Raw genomic sequence first — 20,756 nt, 5'->3', positions numbered from 1 at the left:
CATGAATGATGTCCTTAAGCGTGTAGAGTTTGAATTATCTTTGCTGCAAATACGCTGGGTTGAGCCTTATGAACATTGTGGCCACTGTCAGCAATAGTGATAACGGTTAAACCAGCACTTTGCTGCCATTGCTGAGCAAGTTGACTGAATTTACTGTCTTGCTGCCCGACCAACATATAGGTGGGGCAGTGTAAGTGTTTCAGTACATGTTGGCCATTTTCTTGTAATCCCAGTGAGGTACTTTTATAGCAATGTAATAGTGCTTGTGGATTATTCTTACTTCGAATCGCAATCAGCTTTGCTCTCTCATCTAGGGATAATTCTGCAAACACAGCTTGCTGATACCATTGGGCAAGAAAATCGCCAATAGGCTCAGAAGTCAGTTTATCTGCCCACTTTTGATCCTGGCTTAATCGTGTCTGCTTTTCTTTCATGGTAGTTAACCCTAGGTGAGATGATTCAAGGACTAGGCTTAATAGCGATTGGGGGTAAAACTTAGCAATATGCAGTGCCATTCGTCCGCCCAATGAATAGCCCAATAAGTGAAATCTTGGATAGCCGAGTTCAGTGACTTTATCGACTATGAATTTCGCTGCGGTTTCAAATCCAGGCGTTGGCAAGATAAGCTCATTTTCACCATGCCCAGGCAAGTCGATGCAAATACAGTGAAAATGCTGACTTAAGATTGGCAAGCTTGCTTGCCAATCTTCTTTTGAGCCTAGAAATCCATGCAATAACACCAGTGCAGGTAGGTCGGTGTCACCACAACGGTTAATGATTGGCATTAGTGTTGTTTCACCCATTGTGTGATGAGCTTTATTTGATCGCTCGCTTGTGTTGGGCTGACATTCACTTCAATCACTGATGTGCCTTTGTATGCCATAGCATCAGCGTAGGCTTCATCAAAGCTGGCTAAACTGTCCACTTGGTTATAGGGTAAGCCAAACATTGCAGCCGCATAGCCAAATTCCAAACCATGGCTTAAACGATAATATTGTTCACGAATTTCATCGTTCGGTACGGGTAGCAGGTTAAAGATATTACCGCCGTCATTATTTAAAATCACAATGACAAAAGGGCTGTTGATTTGTTTTGTTATAGCTAATGAATTTAAGTCGTGCAGACTGGAGATATCGCCAATCAGTAAGGTTGTTGGTTGCTTATTGGCTAAGGCTACACCAGATGCTGTAGCAATTAGCCCGTCGATACCTGATGCACCACGGTTGGTGTAGATATTAGGCGGTTCACACACAATTGGTGCATACATATCGTATAGGCGAATTGGCAGGCTGTTACCAATAAACCACTGATGAGATGAGGTCTGTTGCTTGGCTATTTGACGAACCACGAGAGGCTCACCAAAGCCGCTTTGGTCAATATGTTGTGCTAACAAAGCCTCAAGTTGTTGGTTGTGATTGACTAAGTTTAAGCCCCAATTAGCCTGTGATGACCGTGGCCAATTGTTGTTACACATATCTGTGATAGTGGTTTGCCAAATACGTTTTGATTGATGGTCAGGATCTAAGCGTTGCTGATTGGGCAATACTTGCCAGTAACTGTGCCATTGGTGGTTGGCGATAAAGCTCATTAACCTTTTAGAAATAAAGCGGCCGCCAAAAACCACCACTCTGTCAGCTTGTTCAATAAATTTACTGGCTTTAGGATTTAACAGTAGTTGATCAATATGACCTATCACACTCGGGTGTTGTCTCAGTTGTGATTGTGCATCAGCCACAATCGGCCAGCCTAGTTTTTGCGATAACTCAACAATCTGTTGTGGGTCTTCCTGAGGCGACAATGTTCCAGCAACAATAATCCCTTTACCATGGACAAATCGCATCATGGTGTCTTGGCTAGGCAAGTTGGATTGCGTTAGCAGACCATAGTCAGTGTAAGGATGTGAGTGACTTAACCAGGCTTTTATTGGCGATACATAATGGCTTAATGACTGTGCTAATTGCGCTAAAGTTTCTAGTTCTGTTGGGTACAGTGGTTCTCTATACATGCAATTGAAATGCACCGGCTGCGACAAGTTTGCTACGGCTTCATCGATGGTGGTCAATAACGCATTAGGGCTAATAGCTGTATCGGGTGTGGGTAAATTGACTTGTTTGGCATAATCAGCAAATATTGCAGGTTGCACAATGGCTTGATTGGCGCCACAACCAATGAGTTCAGGGGGGCGGTCGCCCGTTAATACAATCAAGGGAACTTGAGTGAGCCAGGCTTCAACAATCGCAGGATACAAGTTAGCCACCGCAGTACCAGAAGTGGTAATGATTGCCACCGGGCTTTGGCTTGATTTGGCTAAACCCAGTGCCATAAATCCAAGTCCACGTTCATCAAAATGCAGATGACGTTGCAAGTTAGATTGAGCAGCAGCCGCTAACGTCAGTGGGGTTGAGCGAGAGCCGGGTGCCATGCAGACATGTTGCACTCCTAATCTTGCTAGCTCTTCTAAAATAAGAGAGCCCCAAAGTAAGTTAATGTCAGATGTCGGCTGTGATTGCATGTTGAGAAACCTAATAAAAAAATCAGTTAGCAGAAGTGTAACGCTATCAAGCGGGTATATCTAAGATTTCGATTGAAAAATTATAAAATCCCTTTATTAAAAAGCTAAAAATCTGTGCCATTAAATTGTTTACAGCACATCGACAGCTTGCCGATGGTAGCGGTTTAATATCATAGACATAGTGTTATAAAGATCGCGCTACAGATTTAGCGTCTTCGATTGAGACCTATGGCTTAATTGCTTGGCTGGTTATTAATCCATTCACTCATAACGACATGGGTTTTAATTTTAATGATGTCATCTTGGGCATCAATGTATTCTCGTATTTGGTGTAGGCGCTTCATAGAAGGTGCATTCACGTAAACCAATAAATCCATTTCCCCAGTGATGCCTTGGCAAGTAATGACCTCGGGAATTGCGTGAAAAACATGGACAACTTCACCACAGTTTGCGCGCTCATGCTGGATTTCGAAATACGCCAAAACCCCTTCTTTTTGCGACTCACTCAATAACACTTGATAGCCACGGATCACACCCGACTGTTCGAGCTTTTTAATGCGTTCAGTGACAGCGCTGCGGGATAAGCTGACTTGCTCGGCAATGTTTGAAATGCTTTGGCGAGCATCGTGGCGTAGTGCATTAATGATTAGTTGATCGAACTTATCCAAGGTAAACCCTCCTTATGTTGGTTATTTGGCTTATTGCCGTCACTTTGTCGGTTTGATAGGTGATGTTGCTGGTGATAACCTGCAGTTTGAAAAGTGTTATCACTTTATAATCTTATTAAATATCACAATAGATAAAGCCAATGAATCAAATTACAGGAACGATAGGGCGCTGGCAAGGTGCCGGGTTGATGGCCACCACTTTGTTGGGGACAGGTGTGTTTATACTGCCTCAAATGACCATTGAAGTAGCAAATAGTGGTGCTTTACTGGCTTGGATTATACTTACCATCGCCATTTTGCCTGTTGCAGTGGTATTTGGATTATTAGCCAGCCGTTTTCCCCATGCTGCAGGGCCTGCCTATTTTATTGAAAAAGCTTTTGGTAAAACCGCAGGACGTACTATTGGTTTGTTATTTCTATTAGTGATTCCAATAGGTGCGCCAGCGGCTATTTTGATGACATTTCAATTTATGGATGCATTGGTCTCCATGACTGGCTTAGCGCAACTTGCCGCTGAGATATCCATTGTGGGTTTACTATTACTGCTTAACTATCGTGGTATTCAAGTGTCGGCCAAATTGCAGTTTGCTTTAACGATTGCCATTGTAGCCGTGGTAGCAGTGTTATTTGGCAGTAGTGGCGCTAACGTAGATCAATTAGATTCGATGACAGACTTTGCCAAACCTGAAGTATCAAGTGTGATGCTGGCTATGGGAATTGGCTTTTGGAGCTTTTTAGGTATTGAAGCGATGACGCATTTAGCTAATGATTTTCGTCAACCTGAAAAGGATATGTTACCTGCAATGATGATCGGCACTGTGCTGGTGGGCATTATCTACTTGGTGTGCACGTTATTATTATTAATGGTGCCAACAGAAGTTGAAGGTTTGGCAATGATCTACGCATTTAATAGCCTACTCAGTGGTTTTGGTGTTCCAGCTATCGGTGCGCAAGTGATTGGGGTACTGGGTATTGCCAGTGGGTTGGCTACCGTTAATGTGTATTGCGCCAGTGCAGCTCGATTATTGTGGAGCTTTAGTAAAGAAGGTGTGCTGCCAAAGTATTTTGACAAGCTAAACCCACATGGTGTGCCTTTACGGGCATTAGTGACTATTTTAGCAAGCATGGTGGTGGTTATTGTGCTGACTTTTGTTACCGAGCAGAAACTGGAAGACCTAATTGCCTGGAGTAATGGTGTGTTCGTCATTATCTATTTGCTGACAATGTGGTCAGCAGCCAAGTTACTCAGTAAACGCTATTTACCTTTGGTTATTGGTGGTAGTGTCTTTTGTATTGGTGTGGGCTATGCGCTTGAAGAGAACATGTTGTACTCATTTATTTTGGTGGTGACCGTCGCGCCATTTATGTATTGGCAAAAAAATCATTTAAATCGAAAGGCGCTCGTTAATACTTAATCGTTAGCGTCATATTCTTAGCGCGATAGTGTTCGTGGCATAGTGTTAGCGCCAAATTTCATGGGCCGCTTTAAACTCATTTTGACTCAGTTATCGTGAGCGATTGATAAGAATGAAGCCGCCATATAGTTTAACGTTGCTCCATGGCGATATTGCGCATTTGAATCACTTCGCTGTGCTTTAAATAGAGTAAATCAGCGGTACGGCGAATAATCTGATCTTCATTTCGGCACAGTTTTCCGTCTGAATAGGCCAACTTCCACATGCAAAGTAGTAGCTTCTGTTTCTGCTCAATGGTGCATTGATTGTTGATCTCGGCGGTAAATTCAAAAAGAGATATTGAATTTCCTTGCACTAATTTTGCCTCACGAATGAGATCATTGGCAGCCTCTAGGCTTAAGCCTAGGTTCGTTGTAAGCATCGTCGGTAACATCGCAACTTCTTGCTCATCAAGGGTTTCATCTGCATACATGACTTCAAGTAGTAAGCTGGCAGCCGCAAGATTAAATTGATGTGCTTTATCTTCTGGGGTGATTGCTTGGGTATGAGATTGTAAGAACTGTTTGAGTTTCGCGATCATATGACCTCCAATAAACAACACGGTTAATGCTGGTTTTTACTCGGTGTTATTGTTTTAAGCTTAACAGAGACAATAATGCCGAGCGAATAGCTCGGCATTAAATAAAATTAATCCATTAATAAATGGTTAATGTTACATGATTGAACTTAAGCCTTTCATTAACATATCAACCGTACCTTCAGTACCGTTAGTATCTAAATAAGACTTAGCAATATCAATCATTGGGCCAACATATTCTTTCTTAATACCCAAAGCTTCAAATGTGTCATATACCATGCTTGCTCCTTCAAGTGACTTACCTAAGTCGCCTGCTTGAGACAATAAACCTGACATCCCAGAGTCAGATGAAAGTGCTGGTACTGCAGCTAATAAAGCGTCTGTACCTGGAATGCTATCTGAAATCTGGCTGAAGTCAGAATCGCCTAAGTTCGATTGTGCTAGGCTTAAAAGAGAACCTAAGCCACCTTGAGCTTGATCTTTGGTTAGACCAAGTTGCGACATCACATTGCCGACTAAATCAGCTGACTGAGCTTCAGTGGCAGTTTCAACTTTTTCTACTTTTTTCTCTTCACTACCAAATATACTATCTAACCACCCAGCTTGAGCGGGTGTAGTTACTGCAAATGCTGCTAATAAAAGACTTACTGCTGGCGTCATTTTCATTGTGGTCATCCTGTACTTGTTTATGAACTGGTCAATTTAGTGATCATTGTAACGTTATTCACAAAATTGTGACAATTGATTTGAAGAACTTAAACTTAAGCACGATATCAATTGTGCAAAAAAGCACTTTTTTCGGTATCCTTAGCAGCATATTAATTTTATTTAGATTATTGGAACTCCCATGTCATTGTCTGCAATTTTGACTGAAGCATATAATTTCTTTCGTAACCACATAGTGGCACTGGCGACATTCACAGTGCCCCTACTATTAATTCAAGTCATGATTCAATTATGGTTAGGAAGTGAACTCGCGGCGCAAGCTGAAGTAGAAGTACCAGAGTTTGGCGCGATACATGGCGCAGCCATGATGGCGTTACTGTTGATCTTCTCTTTACTTATCGCAGCATTAACTTTGTACTTAGAAGTGCGTTCACGTGGTCATGAAGTTACCGCTGGAATGGTACTAAAGAACAGTTTTATGTTCGTGCCGCCATTATTGCTAGCCGGTGTATTTTCAGGTGTGGTCATTTTATTGCCTGTGATGCTATTTGCTGTATTCGGGCCTTTTTGGGTCATTGGCTTAAGTATTAGCTTCTATCTATTTGCGCGCTTGGCTTACGTTAATTTCATGGTGATTGTTGAACGACTAACACCACTTGAAGCGATTAAGAGTAGTTTTAAATTTTCATCACCAATCGTGCTCAAAACTATTATGATTTTGATGATGTATATTCCACTATCGTTAGTGGGCGGTTTGCTTTTACAGTTAGGTGAGTTTGGCGGTTTCCCGCTTCAAGTCATTCTTGATACCGTGTTCGCATTTTTAGGACTTTTCGTTAACGTTGCTTTGTTTAGATTGTATATGGTTACACGTGAGCCAACTGACGAAGAGTCAGAGCATACTGAAATCTAATTAAGTGCGTTAAGCGCAGAGGAGTTGCCCTAAGTGTTAAATGATATCGAGCTGATAGGCAGCTTCTCTCCTGACATTGTTGACGATTACACTAAAGCTAAAAGCTATGTACGGGATATTCCTACCCAGGCTTTGGTTTTTGTTCGAAGCTTTACCCATCAAGTGACCTCACTGCTTGCTGCTAAGAAGTCGGTTAAGTTCACTAGCCCCAATTTATATGACCGCATTGAGCAGTTAAATCGGCTGCGTTTGATTGATGTACCCACAACTCGAGCTTTGCATCGTTTGCGCAGTGACGGCAATCGTGGTGCACATCCTGAAAAGTACCATCTAACGCAAGTGCAGTTGGTGACATTAGCTGAAAAAACCATTCGTAATATCCTGTCGCTGATTGAGATTTTATACCCCAAATATCATCGAAAGCCCGTTCCTGAATATAAATTCCAAGCTTTTGACTCTTATGCTGGCCGTGAGTTGTGCTACCAAGCTGTGATGCATAATGATCCTCAAGCTCAATATTTAGTGGGCCTATCGCTTAAGTCGAAAGCGTTAATGCAGCAAGAACAAGAGCAATCATTAGATAAAAGCGAACAAAAATCAGAGTCTGAAAGCAGTTTCAAGCAGGCCACTTATTGGTTTAAGCTCGCATCGGCTCAGCATCAACAAGCATTATTTGAGTATGGCGTAGCCTTACTGCATGGGTATAGCGGGTCAAAGAATGCAGTCAAAGGCGAACAAATTATTGCGCAAGCAGCAGAAGCTGGCGTCATTGAAGCAAAAGCATTATTGGGCTTTTTCTATTTAGTTGGCTCTGAGCATTTTGACCTTGATATGGATCTTGCGGCTAAGTGGCTTGAACAAGCCGCGCTGGCTGAAAATGCTGAAGCGATGTCGAATTTGGGCGTGCTGTACTATCAACAGCAAGATTTAAGCAACGCATTTGAGTGGATTAATAAAGCGGCGCAAGCGGGTTATCCCCATGCACAATATCATCTGGCATTAATGCTTAATAATGGTGATGGATGTGATGTTGATGCTAACGCCAGTGAGCATTGGCTCGCAGAAGCAGCAGAACAAGGTCAACTTGATGCCATGTTTACTCGAGCGCAGCATATGCTTAATGACGATTCGGGTTTAGGTATTGATACCAGTTTAGCTGAGCGTTATTTACGTGATGTGATTAAATTCGGCCAGAATGTCCCAGCAATGATTGAGCTTAGTGTGGCGCTGGCAGATGGCGTGCTAGGCCGTATTGATGTGGTTGAGTCAGCTTCGTTGCTCAAGTTAGCAAAACAAGATGCCAATGATCAACAAACAGCAATCATCGATCCCATATGGCACTCTCTGCAGATTCAAATCGAAAATGTTATTGGTTTAAGTCCAAGTGCTGAAGAATTGAAATCATTGCAACATGCTCAACATATACTGACGTAGATTTCAGTTGTGAAAACGATAGAAATAAAAACACCGCCCATTGGCGGTGTTTTTATTGATGACCTAGAAAGCAATGCTTGATCATTGCGATAAGGTAAATGGTTTAATCGGCCTGGTGTTCGAAAGTTCGGCCGCCAGTTGCGCCTTTTGATGAACGGAACATCTCTGATTTATAAATCGATGATTCTCGTTGAACATTGTCGTCGCCACGATACACATTGTTTGGTTGTGCTTGTTGACCAAATATAGGCTGCATCTTAGGGGCTAAATATTTACGGCCTAATAAGTTTAATCCGATAAAGCTTACCAAAGCGAATAACAGCAAGAATGGCAGTAACACCAGTGATGTTAATAAAATAGCAGTGATAGAAAGTAAGCCTAAGAACGGATGCATAGTGCCAACGCGTTGCTTTAAACCTGCTTGATTAAAGAAATTATTTGTATTCATTTGTACTCCTAAATTAGTGTCACCAACTGCAATCAAAATAGCGATGGATTACATTGGTTTAATACTTTGAATATTAGTTTCAATGATTTTACGGCAATCGTCACGTTAATCCTGGTTAATGTTTACTCATTTTTATCGATTATTTGCACCGTCGATGTTTGCTTTATTGCCTTAGCAACACTGCCGCAAATAATATTTCGAAGCCACAAATGTCCAGGCGCTTCGCTATTTCGCTCATGCCAAAGCAGCACATACGCCATGGGTATAAATGAAAACGGTAAGGGGATTTCTACCAATGGATAGAGTAATGCCGCATGGCTTGCGAAACTGGAAGGCAGCGTAAAAATCAGATCACTATGAGCACATATGCTGGCCGCACCGTAAAAATCAGGTACGGTTGAGCTAATGCGACGATGCAAATTTTGGTCGGCTAAGTGGTAATCCAGTGCCCACCAATCATTGCCTTCACAGCGGACCTGCACATGCGCCATTTGCAAATACAGTTCTCTATCCCAATGGCCTGCATTGATCTTTTCCAGTATGGGATGATCTTGCCTGACAAGGCACACCTGCTTATCCTTAAATAACGTTTGATATTTAATCCCATCCGGTAATTGTTCTTTCTTAAAGTCAGCTTGGGGATGTGTATCACGTCCAGCAATACCAAAATCGATTTGACCCAGCTGCAGGTCTTGCATTGATTTTTCATTCCACACATATGAATCCAATTTTAAATTGGGTGCATCGTGTAAAATTGTACCGATAAAATAAGGCAATAATGTTTCATAGGCACTCTCTACCATCGCAAATGAAAAATGCTGATGACTGGAAGCGGGTATAAAACTCGGTGGTTGAACGATTTGATGCAAGCTTTGTAATAACAGCGGTAATTGTTGTGCCAGATTAACAGCATGAGCAGTGGGTTTTAAACCATGCGCGGTGCGCTGAAATAAAGGGTCATCTAATGTCACTCGCAAGCGATTGAGACTTTTACTTAAAGCTGACTGACTTAAATGCAAGCGACTTGCTGCGCGGGTGACACTTTGCTCTTCAAGCAATACTTGCAGAATAACTAACAGGTTTAAGTCAATTTTAGCGAGATTATCAATATTCATGTGATATTCCTCAAAGGAAATTTACTTTGGAAATAATACCATTTCTATTCATACCATGAGTAGTCTAAAATGCCGTCAATTAAAAAAGCCATTAACGATAAGAGATAAAGAAATGAGACGTAACTTGCTGCCGATACTGATGTTTATGGTGCTTCTTAGCCCATTAGCTATCGATATATATTTACCCTCTATGCCGACGATGGCGTTGGAGTATGGTGTCAGCGGCAGCCAAATTCAGTCGACACTGGTATTATTTTTGTTTGCTATGGGTGTAGGGCAAATTCTCATTGGGCCATTGGCTGATCGTTTTGGCCGCAGACCTATAGCGCTGTTTGGTATTATTTTATATGGCGTGAGTAGCATCATAGGTGCAATGGCGAAAGAGTTTGAAATACTGCAACTGGCTAGAGTGCTGCAAGGTCTGGCTGCTTGTTCAACCTCAATCGTGGTGTTTAGTGCGGTGCGAGATTGTTATAGCAGTAAAGATAGCGTCAAAATGTACAGTTATTTAAACGGTGCTATTTGTGTGATACCTGCGCTAGCACCGACTTTAGGTGGTTTATTGGCATTACAATTCGGTTGGCGTTCAACGTTCATCTTTATGGCTTTATACGCCATTATCGTTTTGGCCATTGTCATCTTTAAATTCCCAGAAACACGCCCTGAAAACACCGATATTAGCGGTAAGCTATATCGATGGGGTCGTTATAAGCCTGTATTAAGCGATCCGCATTTCTTGTTTTATGCCAGTGCTTGTATGGTTGCTATGGCATCAATTTTAACTTATGTCTCTTATTCGCCGATGTGGTTAATTGGACATTTAGGGCTCAATGAACTTGAGTTTAGTGGCTTATTTGGCTTAAACGCAGCAGTGAATATAGCAGCTTGTTTTGCGGCGCCAGTACTGGTTAAACATATTGGTAATCGACCTGGTGTCGTAGTGGCACTATCGATGATGTTATTAGCTGCCGTGCTCGAAGTTGTGATGCAATTAGTTGGACCTGATAGCGGTTTAGCGGCCGGTTTTGCCTTTATGTTGCCAATGATGCTGTTATGCATTGGTTTTGCGGTATTACTTGGCCCAGCAACAAGCATGGCACTTTCAGCCTTTGGTGAACGAGCAGGCACTGCAGCGGCAATGTTAGGTTGTATTCAAATGAGTGGTGCTTCATTGCTTACAGCCTTGGTACAAATGACCAGTCTCACAGCGCCTTATGCTGTGGCCATATTAATGGGCGGTTTGTCACTCGTGCTATTAATCATGATGTCTTTTAAAAGCTTAAACCATTTACATGTTGAACAGGTTCACTCATAAAAGCTGCTTGGATTAAGGTTTTAGCATCAGATAAATTGTGAAATAAAAATGCCTAACGATCATCATCGTTAGGCATTTTTTTGTGTGTAGCTACCATTTAATATAAGCGCTAAAAATTGATTTTAGAATCGGCCGTTAAGGGCGATACCAACGCTAGTACCTGAATCGCTATCGATAAAGATCTGCTCAATAGCAGCTCTGGCTGAAACGTATTTAGAAAAATGCCAAAAGTAACTAGTGTTGAGTGTATAAATATTGCGACTGTCGGAGTCACTATAGTTGGTATTGTCCTCAGATGTCTTATCTACCGTTTCTTGGGAATAGCTATATGAACTTTTTCTATCATAATTTAAATACTGATATCCACCACCAACAGACCATGAATTAGTAATATACCAATCAGCATTAATGGCTAGGCCCGTTGCTTTTTCAGTTTGTTCTCCGGTACTTTCAATCACGCCCTCAACAACCTCATCAGCATCATTTATATAAATAGTATCGTATTTTTTGATGTCTTTAGAATCAGTTTTTACATAGATACCAGTAGCTGTTAACATCAGACCTGATGTGGATTCGAACGGTAAATAATGCTGATATTCTAATGCGAAACCATCATAATCTTCACTTGAATCTCGGTTATAATCACCGTAAACATCATTAGATCTATGTTCAGAGTCAGAGTCTGAATTGGTCTGATATGACAAGGTAAATTTAGCGTGTGGGTTAAAATAATAACCTGCTTTGAGTTCATAAGTATCTAAATCAGTATTTGGTCCCCAGTTGCGTTCTGTTGATAGACGAGAATAACCCCCACCAACAAAGAATTTTGAGTCAAATACATATTCGCCAGAAAGTTCATATAGGTCTTGGTGTTCAGTCATAGCATAGCGTGCTGAAATCACAGAAGATTGGCTTAAGAATGTCGCCAGTTCATAAGGGGCGTCATTTTGCTTGACCCCTTGAAAATAATAACTATATTTAGCGCTAGCTAAACCATCAGAGTTTTCACTGGTGTCGAGAAAGCCAATTTCAGCTTCGTGATGAAATGTGCTGTCAGCGCTTTGGTTAGTTGATGAAGTTGCTTCAGCGGCAAAAGCGGCAGTGCTAGCGAGATAAAGCATCACGGCGAGTGATAACTTGCTACGAATCATAATTCTTCCTTGAGTTTAAAGAAGCTTTATTAGCCTCTTTATTAAATATCCATGTAAATTTAGATGGTTGTGTTTTTAATCCTCACTAACATTACATTTGTTTTTTTTATTTGCAATAATTTTATTACAAGGCGTTAAGTGTTGAATGAGTAGAGTTTATTGTCAAAAATGCGCTTATCCGCAGTCCGCCTGTATATGTAATAGCGTGACAAGGATAAAGGCTAAAACTGATGTGATAGTGCTACAGCACCCGTCAGAAGTTGAACATGCAAAAAATACCGTTAAGCTATTGTGCTTGTCGTTACCCCAAACCCAAGTTGTGGTGGGTGAAACTGCTGAGGATTTTGCTGAATTACGGCAGGCTTTGGAAAAAAGTCATCGCGCTGTATATCTGGTCTATCCAAGTGAAAATAGTCAGAACGCTGCAAGCTCTTCTGTGCCGAATGATTGCACCATATTATTAATTGACGGTACCTGGCGCAAAGCATTCAAAATGTTGCAGCTTAACCCCTGGTTACTCGCTCTGCCTGCATTGCATATTGAATTTGAAGGCGTTTCACAATATCGTATTAGAAAGGCTAAGCGCAGCGACAGTTTGTCGACACTTGAAGCGACAGCTTATACTTTACAAGCTATTGACAGCTCACTGGATATTAACCCGTTATTTGATGTATTTGATGCCATGGTGCAGCATAAGCTGAATGCGATGCCTGCTGAGGTGCGTGCCCGTTACGCTGATAGTTCAGATACAATTAAGAACAATACCAATATCAACAACAGTGTCAAAAACAAGGAAAAGTAATCGTATGATCCACGGACTAGTTTCAAATAAATTTTTATTGATCAAATCACTAGCGCTATCAGGCTTACTGGCGTGTGTTTCATTTTCGACTACAGCCACAGATAAACCCCGCCTTACCTTGTCACAACAAGCGGAGCAGGGACGAATAGATTCTAAAAAGACTGAGCAAAGTCAGCTCGAAAAAGCCCGTAAAGCTGCCAGCGGCACCACCAGTCGTGAGCAAGAAATCATGGAACGACAAGAGACTGGTGAGTGGCAACAAGAGCAGCAAGAAAAAGCCCAAGCTCAGTTTAAAGAGCGCGAGTCTCGTGCTGATAAATATTTACGTGAAGCACAAGAAGCCGCTGCTAAAGAACGTAAAATTGAAGAGAAAAAATAAGCTAACCCTTAGTTAAAAGCTTTAGTTACAAGCTCTTAGTTAAGAGCTTATCGTTAAAACTTATTGTTAAAAGCTTATCGAAAAAGCTTAGCTAAAAATCAAACAAATAACTGAGCGAAAAGTGACTTTAACTGACCACGGCTTTGTATCCACCGGTATGCTCATCAGCAACAAACTCAAGGTAGTTATCAATACTGTCTAAGCTATCTTGGTGGTAATGGGAGACATACAGCAGCTGGCTGAGATTTTCTCGAGCAATCAGCTCAAGGGTATTTTTGACTAAACGAATACCGAGATAATCCAGCCCTTGATAGGGCTCATCTACAATCAATAATGTCGGTTGTTTGACTAAAGCTCTAGCAATTAACAGTAGTCGTTGTTGGCTGTAATCCAGTTGTTTGAACGATACTTTACTGTAGTGCGACATATGTAAAATCGTCAGCCAATCTTCAGCTATTTGTTGCTGCGCTAGGCTGGCTTTTTGATACAAACCTATGGAGTCATAAAACCCAGAAACAATCACATCTATCGCGCTACAATTTAGCCGATACTGCAGGTGTAAGGCTGACGATACCATGCCGATATGCTTTTTAATTTCCCAAATACTTTCGCCACTACCGCGTTGCTTACCAAAGATATGAATATCATTACTGTAGCATTGTGGGTGGTCGCCAAAAATGAGCCCTAATAAAGTACTTTTACCGCAACCATTTGGGCCTTTAACTTGCCAATGTTGGCCTTTATCGATTCGCCAATTGACCTCGGTAAAAATGGTTTTATCACTGTAAGCGACCTTGCCATTTTTAAGTTCAAATATTGGGTTGTCAAAGTGGGTGTGGTGACGATGGCGCTGCATGATTGCCAGCATAAGCTCACTTTGCACTTTCGATTGAGATTTTATCTGGCTAATGACCGGGTGCTCATTCCAACTAGTCTTATCCATAATGCTATCGAGTTTGCCGTGGCTGAAAATAGCAATCTCATCAATCCATGGCGGCATATCTTCTTCTCGAGAGAAGATCACCATCATCTGAATATCCAGTTTACTCAAATAGTCAGTTAAATCTTGACGATGCTCAACATCGAGCCCTGAATAGGGGTTATCTAGCACCAAGAAGTCGGGTTGTGCAGCCAGCGCGATAGCAAGCATGACTCTGCGGGTTTCGCCAGTGGAAAGCTCACGAAAGCCTCGGTATTGAAGCGCAATTAAATCAAGTTCGTTAAGCAGCTTTTCGGTTAAGGTTTGATCATGACAATGAGCGAATATTAATGCGCTTACGGTACTGCCTTTATCGGCATAATCTAAAAAATCACTGTCATCATTGGCAAGTTCAAGCTCTAATAATCTTTGTTGCTCGGTGAGTGAAACTTGAGTAATAACCCCTTGGCTTTTGTGAATGGTTCCAGCAGTAATTTCAATGCTCGGTTTTTGTGCGTGCTCACCCTTTGTTGTCACATCAGCTAATAAATCACCAAGTATAGAACCAATATCATTATGAGCACTGAAAACACCCCAGGATTGGCGTTCTTTAATCAGCCATTGATCAATCTCAAGTAGGTTGCTAGCGCCTATTGCTTTTAATTGGTCGAAGCTGATTTCCATTACTACTCATCCTTTATCTTATTTGATATTTTGAATATAAAATAACAACAGTGGTGTGGAATAAATAGTCTTTATTTATCAGCATTATGGATTGAGTAAACAAATCGAAACAATTTTGAATGTACTCTTGGTAACAAATTATTTAACAACGTAACCCATTACATGTAGATTGAAATGCTACAAAAACGATAAAAACCATGGATGATTTATGCGCTTAACCACCCTTGCTCTTTGCCTTGCAACAGCCTCATGTACTTTTTCAAGCTCAATAATGGCTAAAACCCCTGATGCCGCTCAACTTGCTAATGATGTTGAAAGTAAAGTATTGGAGTGGCGCCGCGATTTACATCAACACCCTGAGCTGTCTAATCGCGAATTTAGAACCAGCAAAGTGATTGCTAAACATCTTGAATCGTTAGGGTTAGAAGTGCAAACCGGTGTGGCACATACTGGTGTTGTCGCTATTTTAAAAGGCGCAAAGCCAGGGCCGCTAATCGGTATTCGTGCCGATATGGATGCACTGCCGGTGACCGAAGTGGTTGATTTACCTTTTGCATCTAAGGCAACAGATACGTATCGCAATCAAACTGTCGGCGTTATGCATGCATGTGGTCACGATACCCATGTTGCAATGTTAATGGGCGTGGCAGAAAACTTGGTTAAGTCAAAAGATAGCCTTGCTGGTGATGTGATGTTTATCTTCCAACCAGCAGAAGAAGGCGCGCCAGCGGGTGAAGAGGGCGGTGCAGAGTTAATGCTTAAAGAAGGTTTATTTGCTAAGCGTAAACCTGATCAAGTGTTTGGTATGCATGTTACTTCAAGCTTGCCAACAGGTGTCATTGGTCTGCGCTCTGGTCCAGCTATGGCGAGTGAAGATTCATTTACTATTACCGTTAAAGGTCGTCAAACTCATGGCTCGCGTCCATGGGGCGGCGTTGACCCTATTGTGGCTTCAGCGCAAATTATTAATAGCGTACAAACCATTATTAGTCGCCGCGTTGATGTAACTAAAGCGCCAGCAGTGGTGAGCTTTGGCGCCATTAATGGCGGTATTCGTTCGAACATTATCCCCGATGAAGTTGAATTGATCGGTACTATTCGTACTTTTGATCAAGATATGCGCGCCGACATAAAAGTGAAGTTGGCTGAAATAGCCGATTTGTCCGCTAAAACCCTTGGGGCAACCGCGACCACAGTCATTGATGCAGGTTATCCCGTTACCGTTAATAACCCTGAGTTAGTCGCAAAAATGCGCCCTGTTATCAGTGACGTTGTTGGTGCTGATAAGCTCATTGAACCTGGGCTAATAACAGGAGCCGAGGACTTTTCATACTATGCATTAGAAACACCAGGCCTATTTTACTTCCTAGGTGTAACACCAGAAGGAACAGATCCTGCGACTGTCGCCAGCAACCATTCGCCAGCATTTTATGTCGATGAAAAAGCGTTAAAAGTCGGCGTGGAAACCATGACCCAATTGGCACTAACGGCACTGGGTGCGGTTAAGTAAAAATGATTAATTTTAAGAAACATAACAAGGAAACCATCATGAAACGCAACATTAGCGCGTTATTGGTATTACTCAGCTGTTGGGTGAGTTCGACTGCACTCGCCACAACGGTTGAGGATATTAATACTTTTACCTTAGACAATGGTATGAAAATTATGGTGCTAGAAGATAGCAGCATTCCTAATGCCAACATGTACTTATTTTGGAAAGTGGGCTCTCGCAATGAAGTGCCTGGTATTACCGGTATTTCACATTTTTTTGAGCATATGATGTTTAACGGCTCAAAGAAATATGGCCCCAAAATGTTTGACCGCACCATGGAAGCCGCGGGTGGAGCCAATAATGCTTACACCACCGAAGACATTACAGTCTATACCGACTGGTTTCCGGCCAATGCCATAGAAACGATGTTTGATTTAGAAGCGGATCGTATTGCCAATTTAGATATTAATCCTGAAATGGTAGAAAGCGAACGTGGCGTAGTGCAATCAGAACGCACAACAGGTCTTGAAAACTCTAATTGGCGCACTATTCAAGAAGAAGTAAAAAGTGCTGCATTTAGAGCGCACCCTTATAGCTGGTCTGTTATTGGGCATGAGTCAGATATTGCCGCATGGTCATTAGAAGATTTACAGCAATATCATAAGACTTACTATGCACCTAACAACGCCGTTGTCGTTATCGCGGGTGATGTAAAGGTGGCAGAAGTTAAACGTCTAGCTAAGCAATACTTTGGCGTTATTCCTGCACAAACTCCGCCACAAGCAGTGCGCACTGTTGAACCGCTGCAAAAAGGTGAGCGCCGTGTGTTTGTTGAAAAAGCCTCGGTGACCACGCCTAATATCATGTTGGCTTACCATGTACCTTCAACCAAACATGCTGACTACTATGCGTTAGATTTACTGAATACTATTTTTAGTGAAGGTAATAGTTCGCGTCTTTATCAAGGCCTGGTTGATAAACAAGTCGCTTCGAATGTGGTGTCTTACTTACCCATGTCATTTGATCCGAATTTGTTTTACTTCTTTGGTGTGGCTAATTCCGGTGTGGATGCAGTGCAATTAGAAGCGACAATGATTGCTGAAATTAACCGTATTGCCACCGATGGCGTGACTCAGCAAGAACTTGAGAAAGTTAAAAACATCAAATTGATGAATTTCTATCGCACCATGCAAACCATTAATGGCCGTGCTAATACACTGGGTCGTTATGAGTTGTATTTTGGTAGCTATGAAAAGCTATTTAGTGCACCTGATGCTTATAACAAGGTAACGGTTGAAGATATTCAGCGTGTTGCCCAAACCTATTTACGCAAGGCCAATCGCACCGTGGGCGTATTAGCTGCGACAGAAGGAGCTGACTAATGATTTCTTTTACAAAGTTTAAAAAGACTAGCGGCTTAACCGTGTCTGCCATCGCGCTTGCATGCAGTGTCGCTATGACAGGTTGTGCCAGCACTGCTGAGACCACCAAAACCGTTGATACGGGCAGCTTTAGTATGCCGCAATATGAGTCGGTGACTCTTGATAATGGCTTACAAGTTAACTTTATGGTGCAAAAAGAAGTACCGATAATTAATGTTAATGCGGTGGTGCGAGCCGGGGCTGTTAATGACACCACGTCAGGCGTGTCTTATATGACCATCAAGAGTTTGTTACTCGGTGCTGGTGGTAAAAGCAAAGCGGACATCGAGCAAACGGTGGACTTTTTGGGTGCGAGTTTATCAACGGGATCTGGCCGAGAAAGCATGACGGTGAAAGCCGATTTTATGAGTAAAGACCTTGATACAATGCTTGATATTATGCAGCAGGTTATTGTCAGTCCTGATTTTGATAGTACTGAATTTGAAAAGCTAAGACAGCGTGAAATAGTCGGGCTATCACAAGCCAAAGAAAGTCCGCGGGCCGTTATTGGCCGCTACTACAATAAACTGATGTTTGGTGAGCATCCCTATGCTAACCCTGTATCTGGCAATAGCACGTCTCTAGCTGAAATCAATATTGCCCAATTACGGGCATTTCATCAAAGCTATTTTCAACCTAAGAATATGGCGATTAATGTCGTCGGTGACTTTGACGTCCAAGACATGAAAACCAAACTATCAGCTGCGTTCGGACAATGGGAAAATACTGAAATTGCGGTACAACCTGATTTGAGTAGTGGGCTTCCTAAACTTACTAACAGTAAAGTGTTATTGGTTGATAAACCTGATGCTATTGAAACGACGTTTATTATCGGTGGGCTTGGGATTAAACGCGATAACCCTGACTACGTCGGCCTGACCGTGTTGAATACCATTTTAGGTGGTCGTTTTACCTCATGGCTCAATGATGAATTACGGGTTAATGCAGGGCTAACCTATGGTGCACGTTCAGCATTTAGTACTTATTCAGATGCGGGTGTGTTCTCGATTAGTACCTTTACTAAATCAAGTACCACCAAAGAAGCCATCGACTTAGCCTTAAAAACCTATGCACGATTATGGGAGCAAGGCGTTGATCAACAGACGCTAGATTCGGCCAAAGCCTACGTTAAAGGCCAGTATCCACCTAAGTTTGAAACGGGTAGCCAATTAGGCGAACTCCTTGCTGATATGTACATCTATAATTTTGATGATTCATTTATCAATGAGTTCCAAACGGATGTTGACGGCCTTACATTGGCTGAAACCCAGCGACTCATCAGCACTTATTTTCCGAAGGACAATCTGCAGTATGTACTGATTGGTAATGCAGCTAAAATTGCGGACATTGCCAAAAAGTATGGTGAAGTGACCACAGTCAATATCACTGATGTCGGTTTTGGACAGTAATGGTTTGTTAATCAATAATTTGAGTTGGTTACTGCTATAACGATTTGAATAGCGACTTCACTGAATCATCGTAAGTTATTATGAAAAGCCTCGCATATACTGCGGGGCTTTTTCATGGGGAATTATTTTAATTAATAAGATAGGATAAATGGGGTAGGTTATTAAGTCATATGCAGTACAACTATTTAATTCGACACGTTTTAAAGGATTCAAACTATGAAGAACTTGTGGCGCTTCATTCTTATCAGCTGCTTATGTGTTTCAAGTGATAGCTTTGCTGCCAGAATTGAACTAACACAGTTTTGCCCTATTCTAGCGGGTCAGTGGGCTGGATCAGCTGCAAAATCAGGTATGGCTCCAAGGCAAGTACAAACTTCAGTGATGTGCTCCCATGACAAACGCAATCTGATTTTATCGGTGAGTAAAGGCGATACTAATCCATACAGCGAAACATGGTGGTTTCGCCAGCAAGGTACACAGGTGCTGCTGACTTACAGTAATGGTGCAGGAGAAGATAGACAGCAGTTATTTAGCCTGTATCAACAAGGTGAGACGTATTCATTGCTCGGTGAGGGCAGCTTGAATCAAAGACCTGCGCTTATTCGACTTGAGTTTTTACCCTTGGATAGTGTGACGCTAAAACCTGAAGCTGAGCCTAAAAAAAGTGTAACCCCGCAATCTAAACAAGCATCTAGCTGGCTTTGGCGCCAGAGCGCCCATTATCTAGATGATGATAGCCAGCGATATCAATTAATCCGTGGTATTGAGTTAACGGCTAATGCTAGTCACTAATTCAAGTAACTAATGCTAGCGATTCACTTTAGCCACTCATATTAGCCACTCATATTAGTTGCTAGCAAGCGCCTGCAAAGTCTAATTGGCGCCATGCTTCGTAGCTAATAATTGCCACAGAGTTCGATAAGTTTAAACTGCGGCTACTGGCTGCCATAGGTATGCGTAAGCGCTGCTCAGTCGGTATTGATTCAATAATATCCATCGGTAAGCCGCGAGTTTCAGGGCCAAATAATAATACGTCATCAGCTTTGAATGCGAGTTCAGTATGCGGTCGACTACCTTTGGTAGTGCAAGCCATGATGCGCTTACCAGCCATTGCTTCTAGAAAAGAGGCGAAATCTTTATGGCGAGTAATAATGGTTAAATCTGAATAATCTAGTCCTGCTCGGCGCAGTTTTTTCTCTTCTAAATCAAATCCCAAAGGTTCAATTAAGTGCAGCTTAGCGCCATTGTTGGCACAAAGACGGATAATGTTGCCTGTGTTCGGGGCAATTTCTGGTTCGTACAGCGCAATATGAAACATGGATAGCTACCTTCATTGATTGAATCTGGAATTATACGCAAAACCTCAATGCTGTGTGAAAAAAGCTGATAAAGATTGAATGAAATAATCTGTTTAAACTGTTCAGCCATTAAAGTAT

General features: G+C 41.9%; 20 protein-coding genes. 10 read left to right on the top strand and 10 right to left on the bottom strand.

Annotated features, from left to right (window positions below; all coding sequences use genetic code 11):
- Positions 1 to 14 precede the first annotated feature (14 nt).
- From menH to FPK91_RS12345, 3 genes are all read right to left on the bottom strand, one after another.
- Positions 15 to 785, bottom strand: coding sequence for a 2-succinyl-6-hydroxy-2,4-cyclohexadiene-1-carboxylate synthase (menH, locus tag FPK91_RS12355; protein WP_144211531.1), 771 nt, complete (start codon positions 783 to 785; stop codon positions 15 to 17).
- The gene (menD, locus tag FPK91_RS12350) at positions 785 to 2,512 is read right to left on the bottom strand and encodes a 2-succinyl-5-enolpyruvyl-6-hydroxy-3-cyclohexene-1-carboxylic-acid synthase (protein WP_144211530.1); all 1,728 of its coding nucleotides are present in this window, start codon (positions 2,510 to 2,512) and stop codon (positions 785 to 787) included. The genes menH and menD overlap by 1 nt, the downstream gene beginning before the upstream one ends.
- A 233-nt stretch (positions 2,513 to 2,745) precedes the next feature.
- Positions 2,746 to 3,180: an Lrp/AsnC family transcriptional regulator gene (locus FPK91_RS12345; RefSeq protein WP_144211529.1), complete on the bottom strand. Its 435-nt coding sequence runs from the start codon at positions 3,178 to 3,180 to the stop codon at positions 2,746 to 2,748.
- A gap of 140 nt (positions 3,181 to 3,320) precedes the next feature.
- Between FPK91_RS12345 and yjeH the strand changes: the two genes are divergently transcribed.
- Positions 3,321 to 4,595, top strand: a complete 1,275-nt coding sequence (gene yjeH, locus FPK91_RS12340; RefSeq protein ID WP_144211528.1) for an L-methionine/branched-chain amino acid transporter — start codon at positions 3,321 to 3,323, stop codon at positions 4,593 to 4,595.
- 130 nt (positions 4,596 to 4,725) lie between these two features.
- On the opposite strand, the gene FPK91_RS12335 is transcribed toward yjeH, so the two are convergent.
- Both FPK91_RS12335 and FPK91_RS12330 read right to left on the bottom strand, forming a co-directional pair.
- Complete coding sequence (locus tag FPK91_RS12335) at positions 4,726 to 5,175, bottom strand: tellurite resistance TerB family protein (RefSeq protein WP_144211527.1); 450 nt, start codon at positions 5,173 to 5,175, stop codon at positions 4,726 to 4,728.
- A 132-nt stretch (positions 5,176 to 5,307) separates the two neighbouring features.
- Entirely contained in the window at positions 5,308 to 5,838 is a 531-nt protein-coding gene (locus tag FPK91_RS12330) for a DUF2780 domain-containing protein (protein ID WP_144211526.1), read from the bottom strand.
- A gap of 181 nt (positions 5,839 to 6,019) precedes the next feature.
- On the opposite strand from FPK91_RS12330, the gene FPK91_RS12325 reads away from it, so the two are divergent.
- Together FPK91_RS12325 and FPK91_RS12320 are read left to right on the top strand one after the other, a co-directional pair.
- Positions 6,020 to 6,751, top strand: coding sequence for a hypothetical protein (locus FPK91_RS12325; protein WP_144211525.1), 732 nt, complete (start codon positions 6,020 to 6,022; stop codon positions 6,749 to 6,751).
- Between the two features lie 33 nt (positions 6,752 to 6,784).
- The gene (locus FPK91_RS12320; protein WP_144211524.1) at positions 6,785 to 8,185 is read left to right on the top strand and encodes a tetratricopeptide repeat protein; all 1,401 of its coding nucleotides are present in this window, start codon (positions 6,785 to 6,787) and stop codon (positions 8,183 to 8,185) included.
- Positions 8,186 to 8,288: 103 nt separating this feature from the next.
- Here FPK91_RS12320 and FPK91_RS12315 read toward each other — a convergent pair whose 3' ends face one another.
- Entirely contained in the window at positions 8,289 to 8,633 is a 345-nt protein-coding gene (locus FPK91_RS12315; RefSeq protein WP_144211523.1) for a hypothetical protein, read from the bottom strand.
- Between the two features lie 122 nt (positions 8,634 to 8,755).
- Entirely contained in the window at positions 8,756 to 9,748 is a 993-nt protein-coding gene (locus tag FPK91_RS12310; protein ID WP_144211522.1) for a LysR family transcriptional regulator, read from the bottom strand.
- Positions 9,749 to 9,860: 112 nt separating this feature from the next.
- Here FPK91_RS12310 and FPK91_RS12305 point away from each other — a divergent pair, with 112 nt between their 5' ends.
- Positions 9,861 to 11,063 carry a multidrug effflux MFS transporter gene (locus FPK91_RS12305; RefSeq protein WP_144211521.1) on the top strand — a complete coding sequence of 401 codons (1,203 nt, stop codon included), beginning with the start codon at positions 9,861 to 9,863 and terminating at the stop codon, positions 11,061 to 11,063.
- Positions 11,064 to 11,185: 122 nt separating this feature from the next.
- On the opposite strand, the gene FPK91_RS12300 is transcribed toward FPK91_RS12305, so the two are convergent.
- Complete coding sequence (locus FPK91_RS12300; protein ID WP_144211520.1) at positions 11,186 to 12,214, bottom strand: putative porin; 1,029 nt, start codon at positions 12,212 to 12,214, stop codon at positions 11,186 to 11,188.
- Between the two features lie 145 nt (positions 12,215 to 12,359).
- Here FPK91_RS12300 and FPK91_RS12295 point away from each other — a divergent pair, with 145 nt between their 5' ends.
- Positions 12,360 to 13,016, top strand: a complete 657-nt coding sequence (locus FPK91_RS12295; RefSeq protein WP_144211519.1) for a tRNA-uridine aminocarboxypropyltransferase — start codon at positions 12,360 to 12,362, stop codon at positions 13,014 to 13,016.
- A 4-nt stretch (positions 13,017 to 13,020) separates the two neighbouring features.
- Positions 13,021 to 13,395 (top strand): hypothetical protein, encoded by a 375-nt coding sequence (locus FPK91_RS12290; RefSeq protein WP_227006556.1) that lies wholly within the window; start codon positions 13,021 to 13,023, stop codon positions 13,393 to 13,395.
- A 127-nt stretch (positions 13,396 to 13,522) separates the two neighbouring features.
- Here the strand turns inward: FPK91_RS12290 and FPK91_RS12285 are convergent, their stop codons facing one another.
- Entirely contained in the window at positions 13,523 to 14,998 is a 1,476-nt protein-coding gene (locus FPK91_RS12285; RefSeq protein ID WP_144211518.1) for an ATP-binding cassette domain-containing protein, read from the bottom strand.
- Between the two features lie 208 nt (positions 14,999 to 15,206).
- Here FPK91_RS12285 and FPK91_RS12280 point away from each other — a divergent pair, with 208 nt between their 5' ends.
- From FPK91_RS12280 to FPK91_RS12265, 4 genes are all read left to right on the top strand, one after another.
- Positions 15,207 to 16,508, top strand: coding sequence for an amidohydrolase (locus tag FPK91_RS12280; RefSeq protein ID WP_144211517.1), 1,302 nt, complete (start codon positions 15,207 to 15,209; stop codon positions 16,506 to 16,508).
- A 38-nt stretch (positions 16,509 to 16,546) separates the two neighbouring features.
- Entirely contained in the window at positions 16,547 to 17,872 is a 1,326-nt protein-coding gene (locus FPK91_RS12275) for a M16 family metallopeptidase (protein WP_144211516.1), read from the top strand.
- Positions 17,872 to 19,320, top strand: a complete 1,449-nt coding sequence (locus FPK91_RS12270; protein WP_144211515.1) for a M16 family metallopeptidase — start codon at positions 17,872 to 17,874, stop codon at positions 19,318 to 19,320. The genes FPK91_RS12275 and FPK91_RS12270 overlap by 1 nt, the downstream gene beginning before the upstream one ends.
- 216 nt (positions 19,321 to 19,536) lie before the next feature.
- Positions 19,537 to 20,112, top strand: coding sequence for a hypothetical protein (locus FPK91_RS12265; RefSeq protein ID WP_144211514.1), 576 nt, complete (start codon positions 19,537 to 19,539; stop codon positions 20,110 to 20,112).
- 61 nt (positions 20,113 to 20,173) lie between these two features.
- Here FPK91_RS12265 and trmL read toward each other — a convergent pair whose 3' ends face one another.
- On the bottom strand, positions 20,174 to 20,638 hold the full coding sequence (trmL, locus tag FPK91_RS12260; RefSeq protein ID WP_144211513.1) for a tRNA (uridine(34)/cytosine(34)/5-carboxymethylaminomethyluridine(34)-2'-O)-methyltransferase TrmL: 465 nt from the start codon (positions 20,636 to 20,638) through the stop codon (positions 20,174 to 20,176).
- Between the last annotated feature and the right edge of the window lie 118 nt (positions 20,639 to 20,756).

The organism is Shewanella donghaensis (assembly GCF_007567505.1).
GTDB lineage: Bacteria > Pseudomonadota > Gammaproteobacteria > Enterobacterales > Shewanellaceae > Shewanella > Shewanella donghaensis.
The sequence above is the reverse complement of the archived record's forward strand: the minus strand, read 5'-3'. Positions and strand labels throughout refer to the sequence as shown.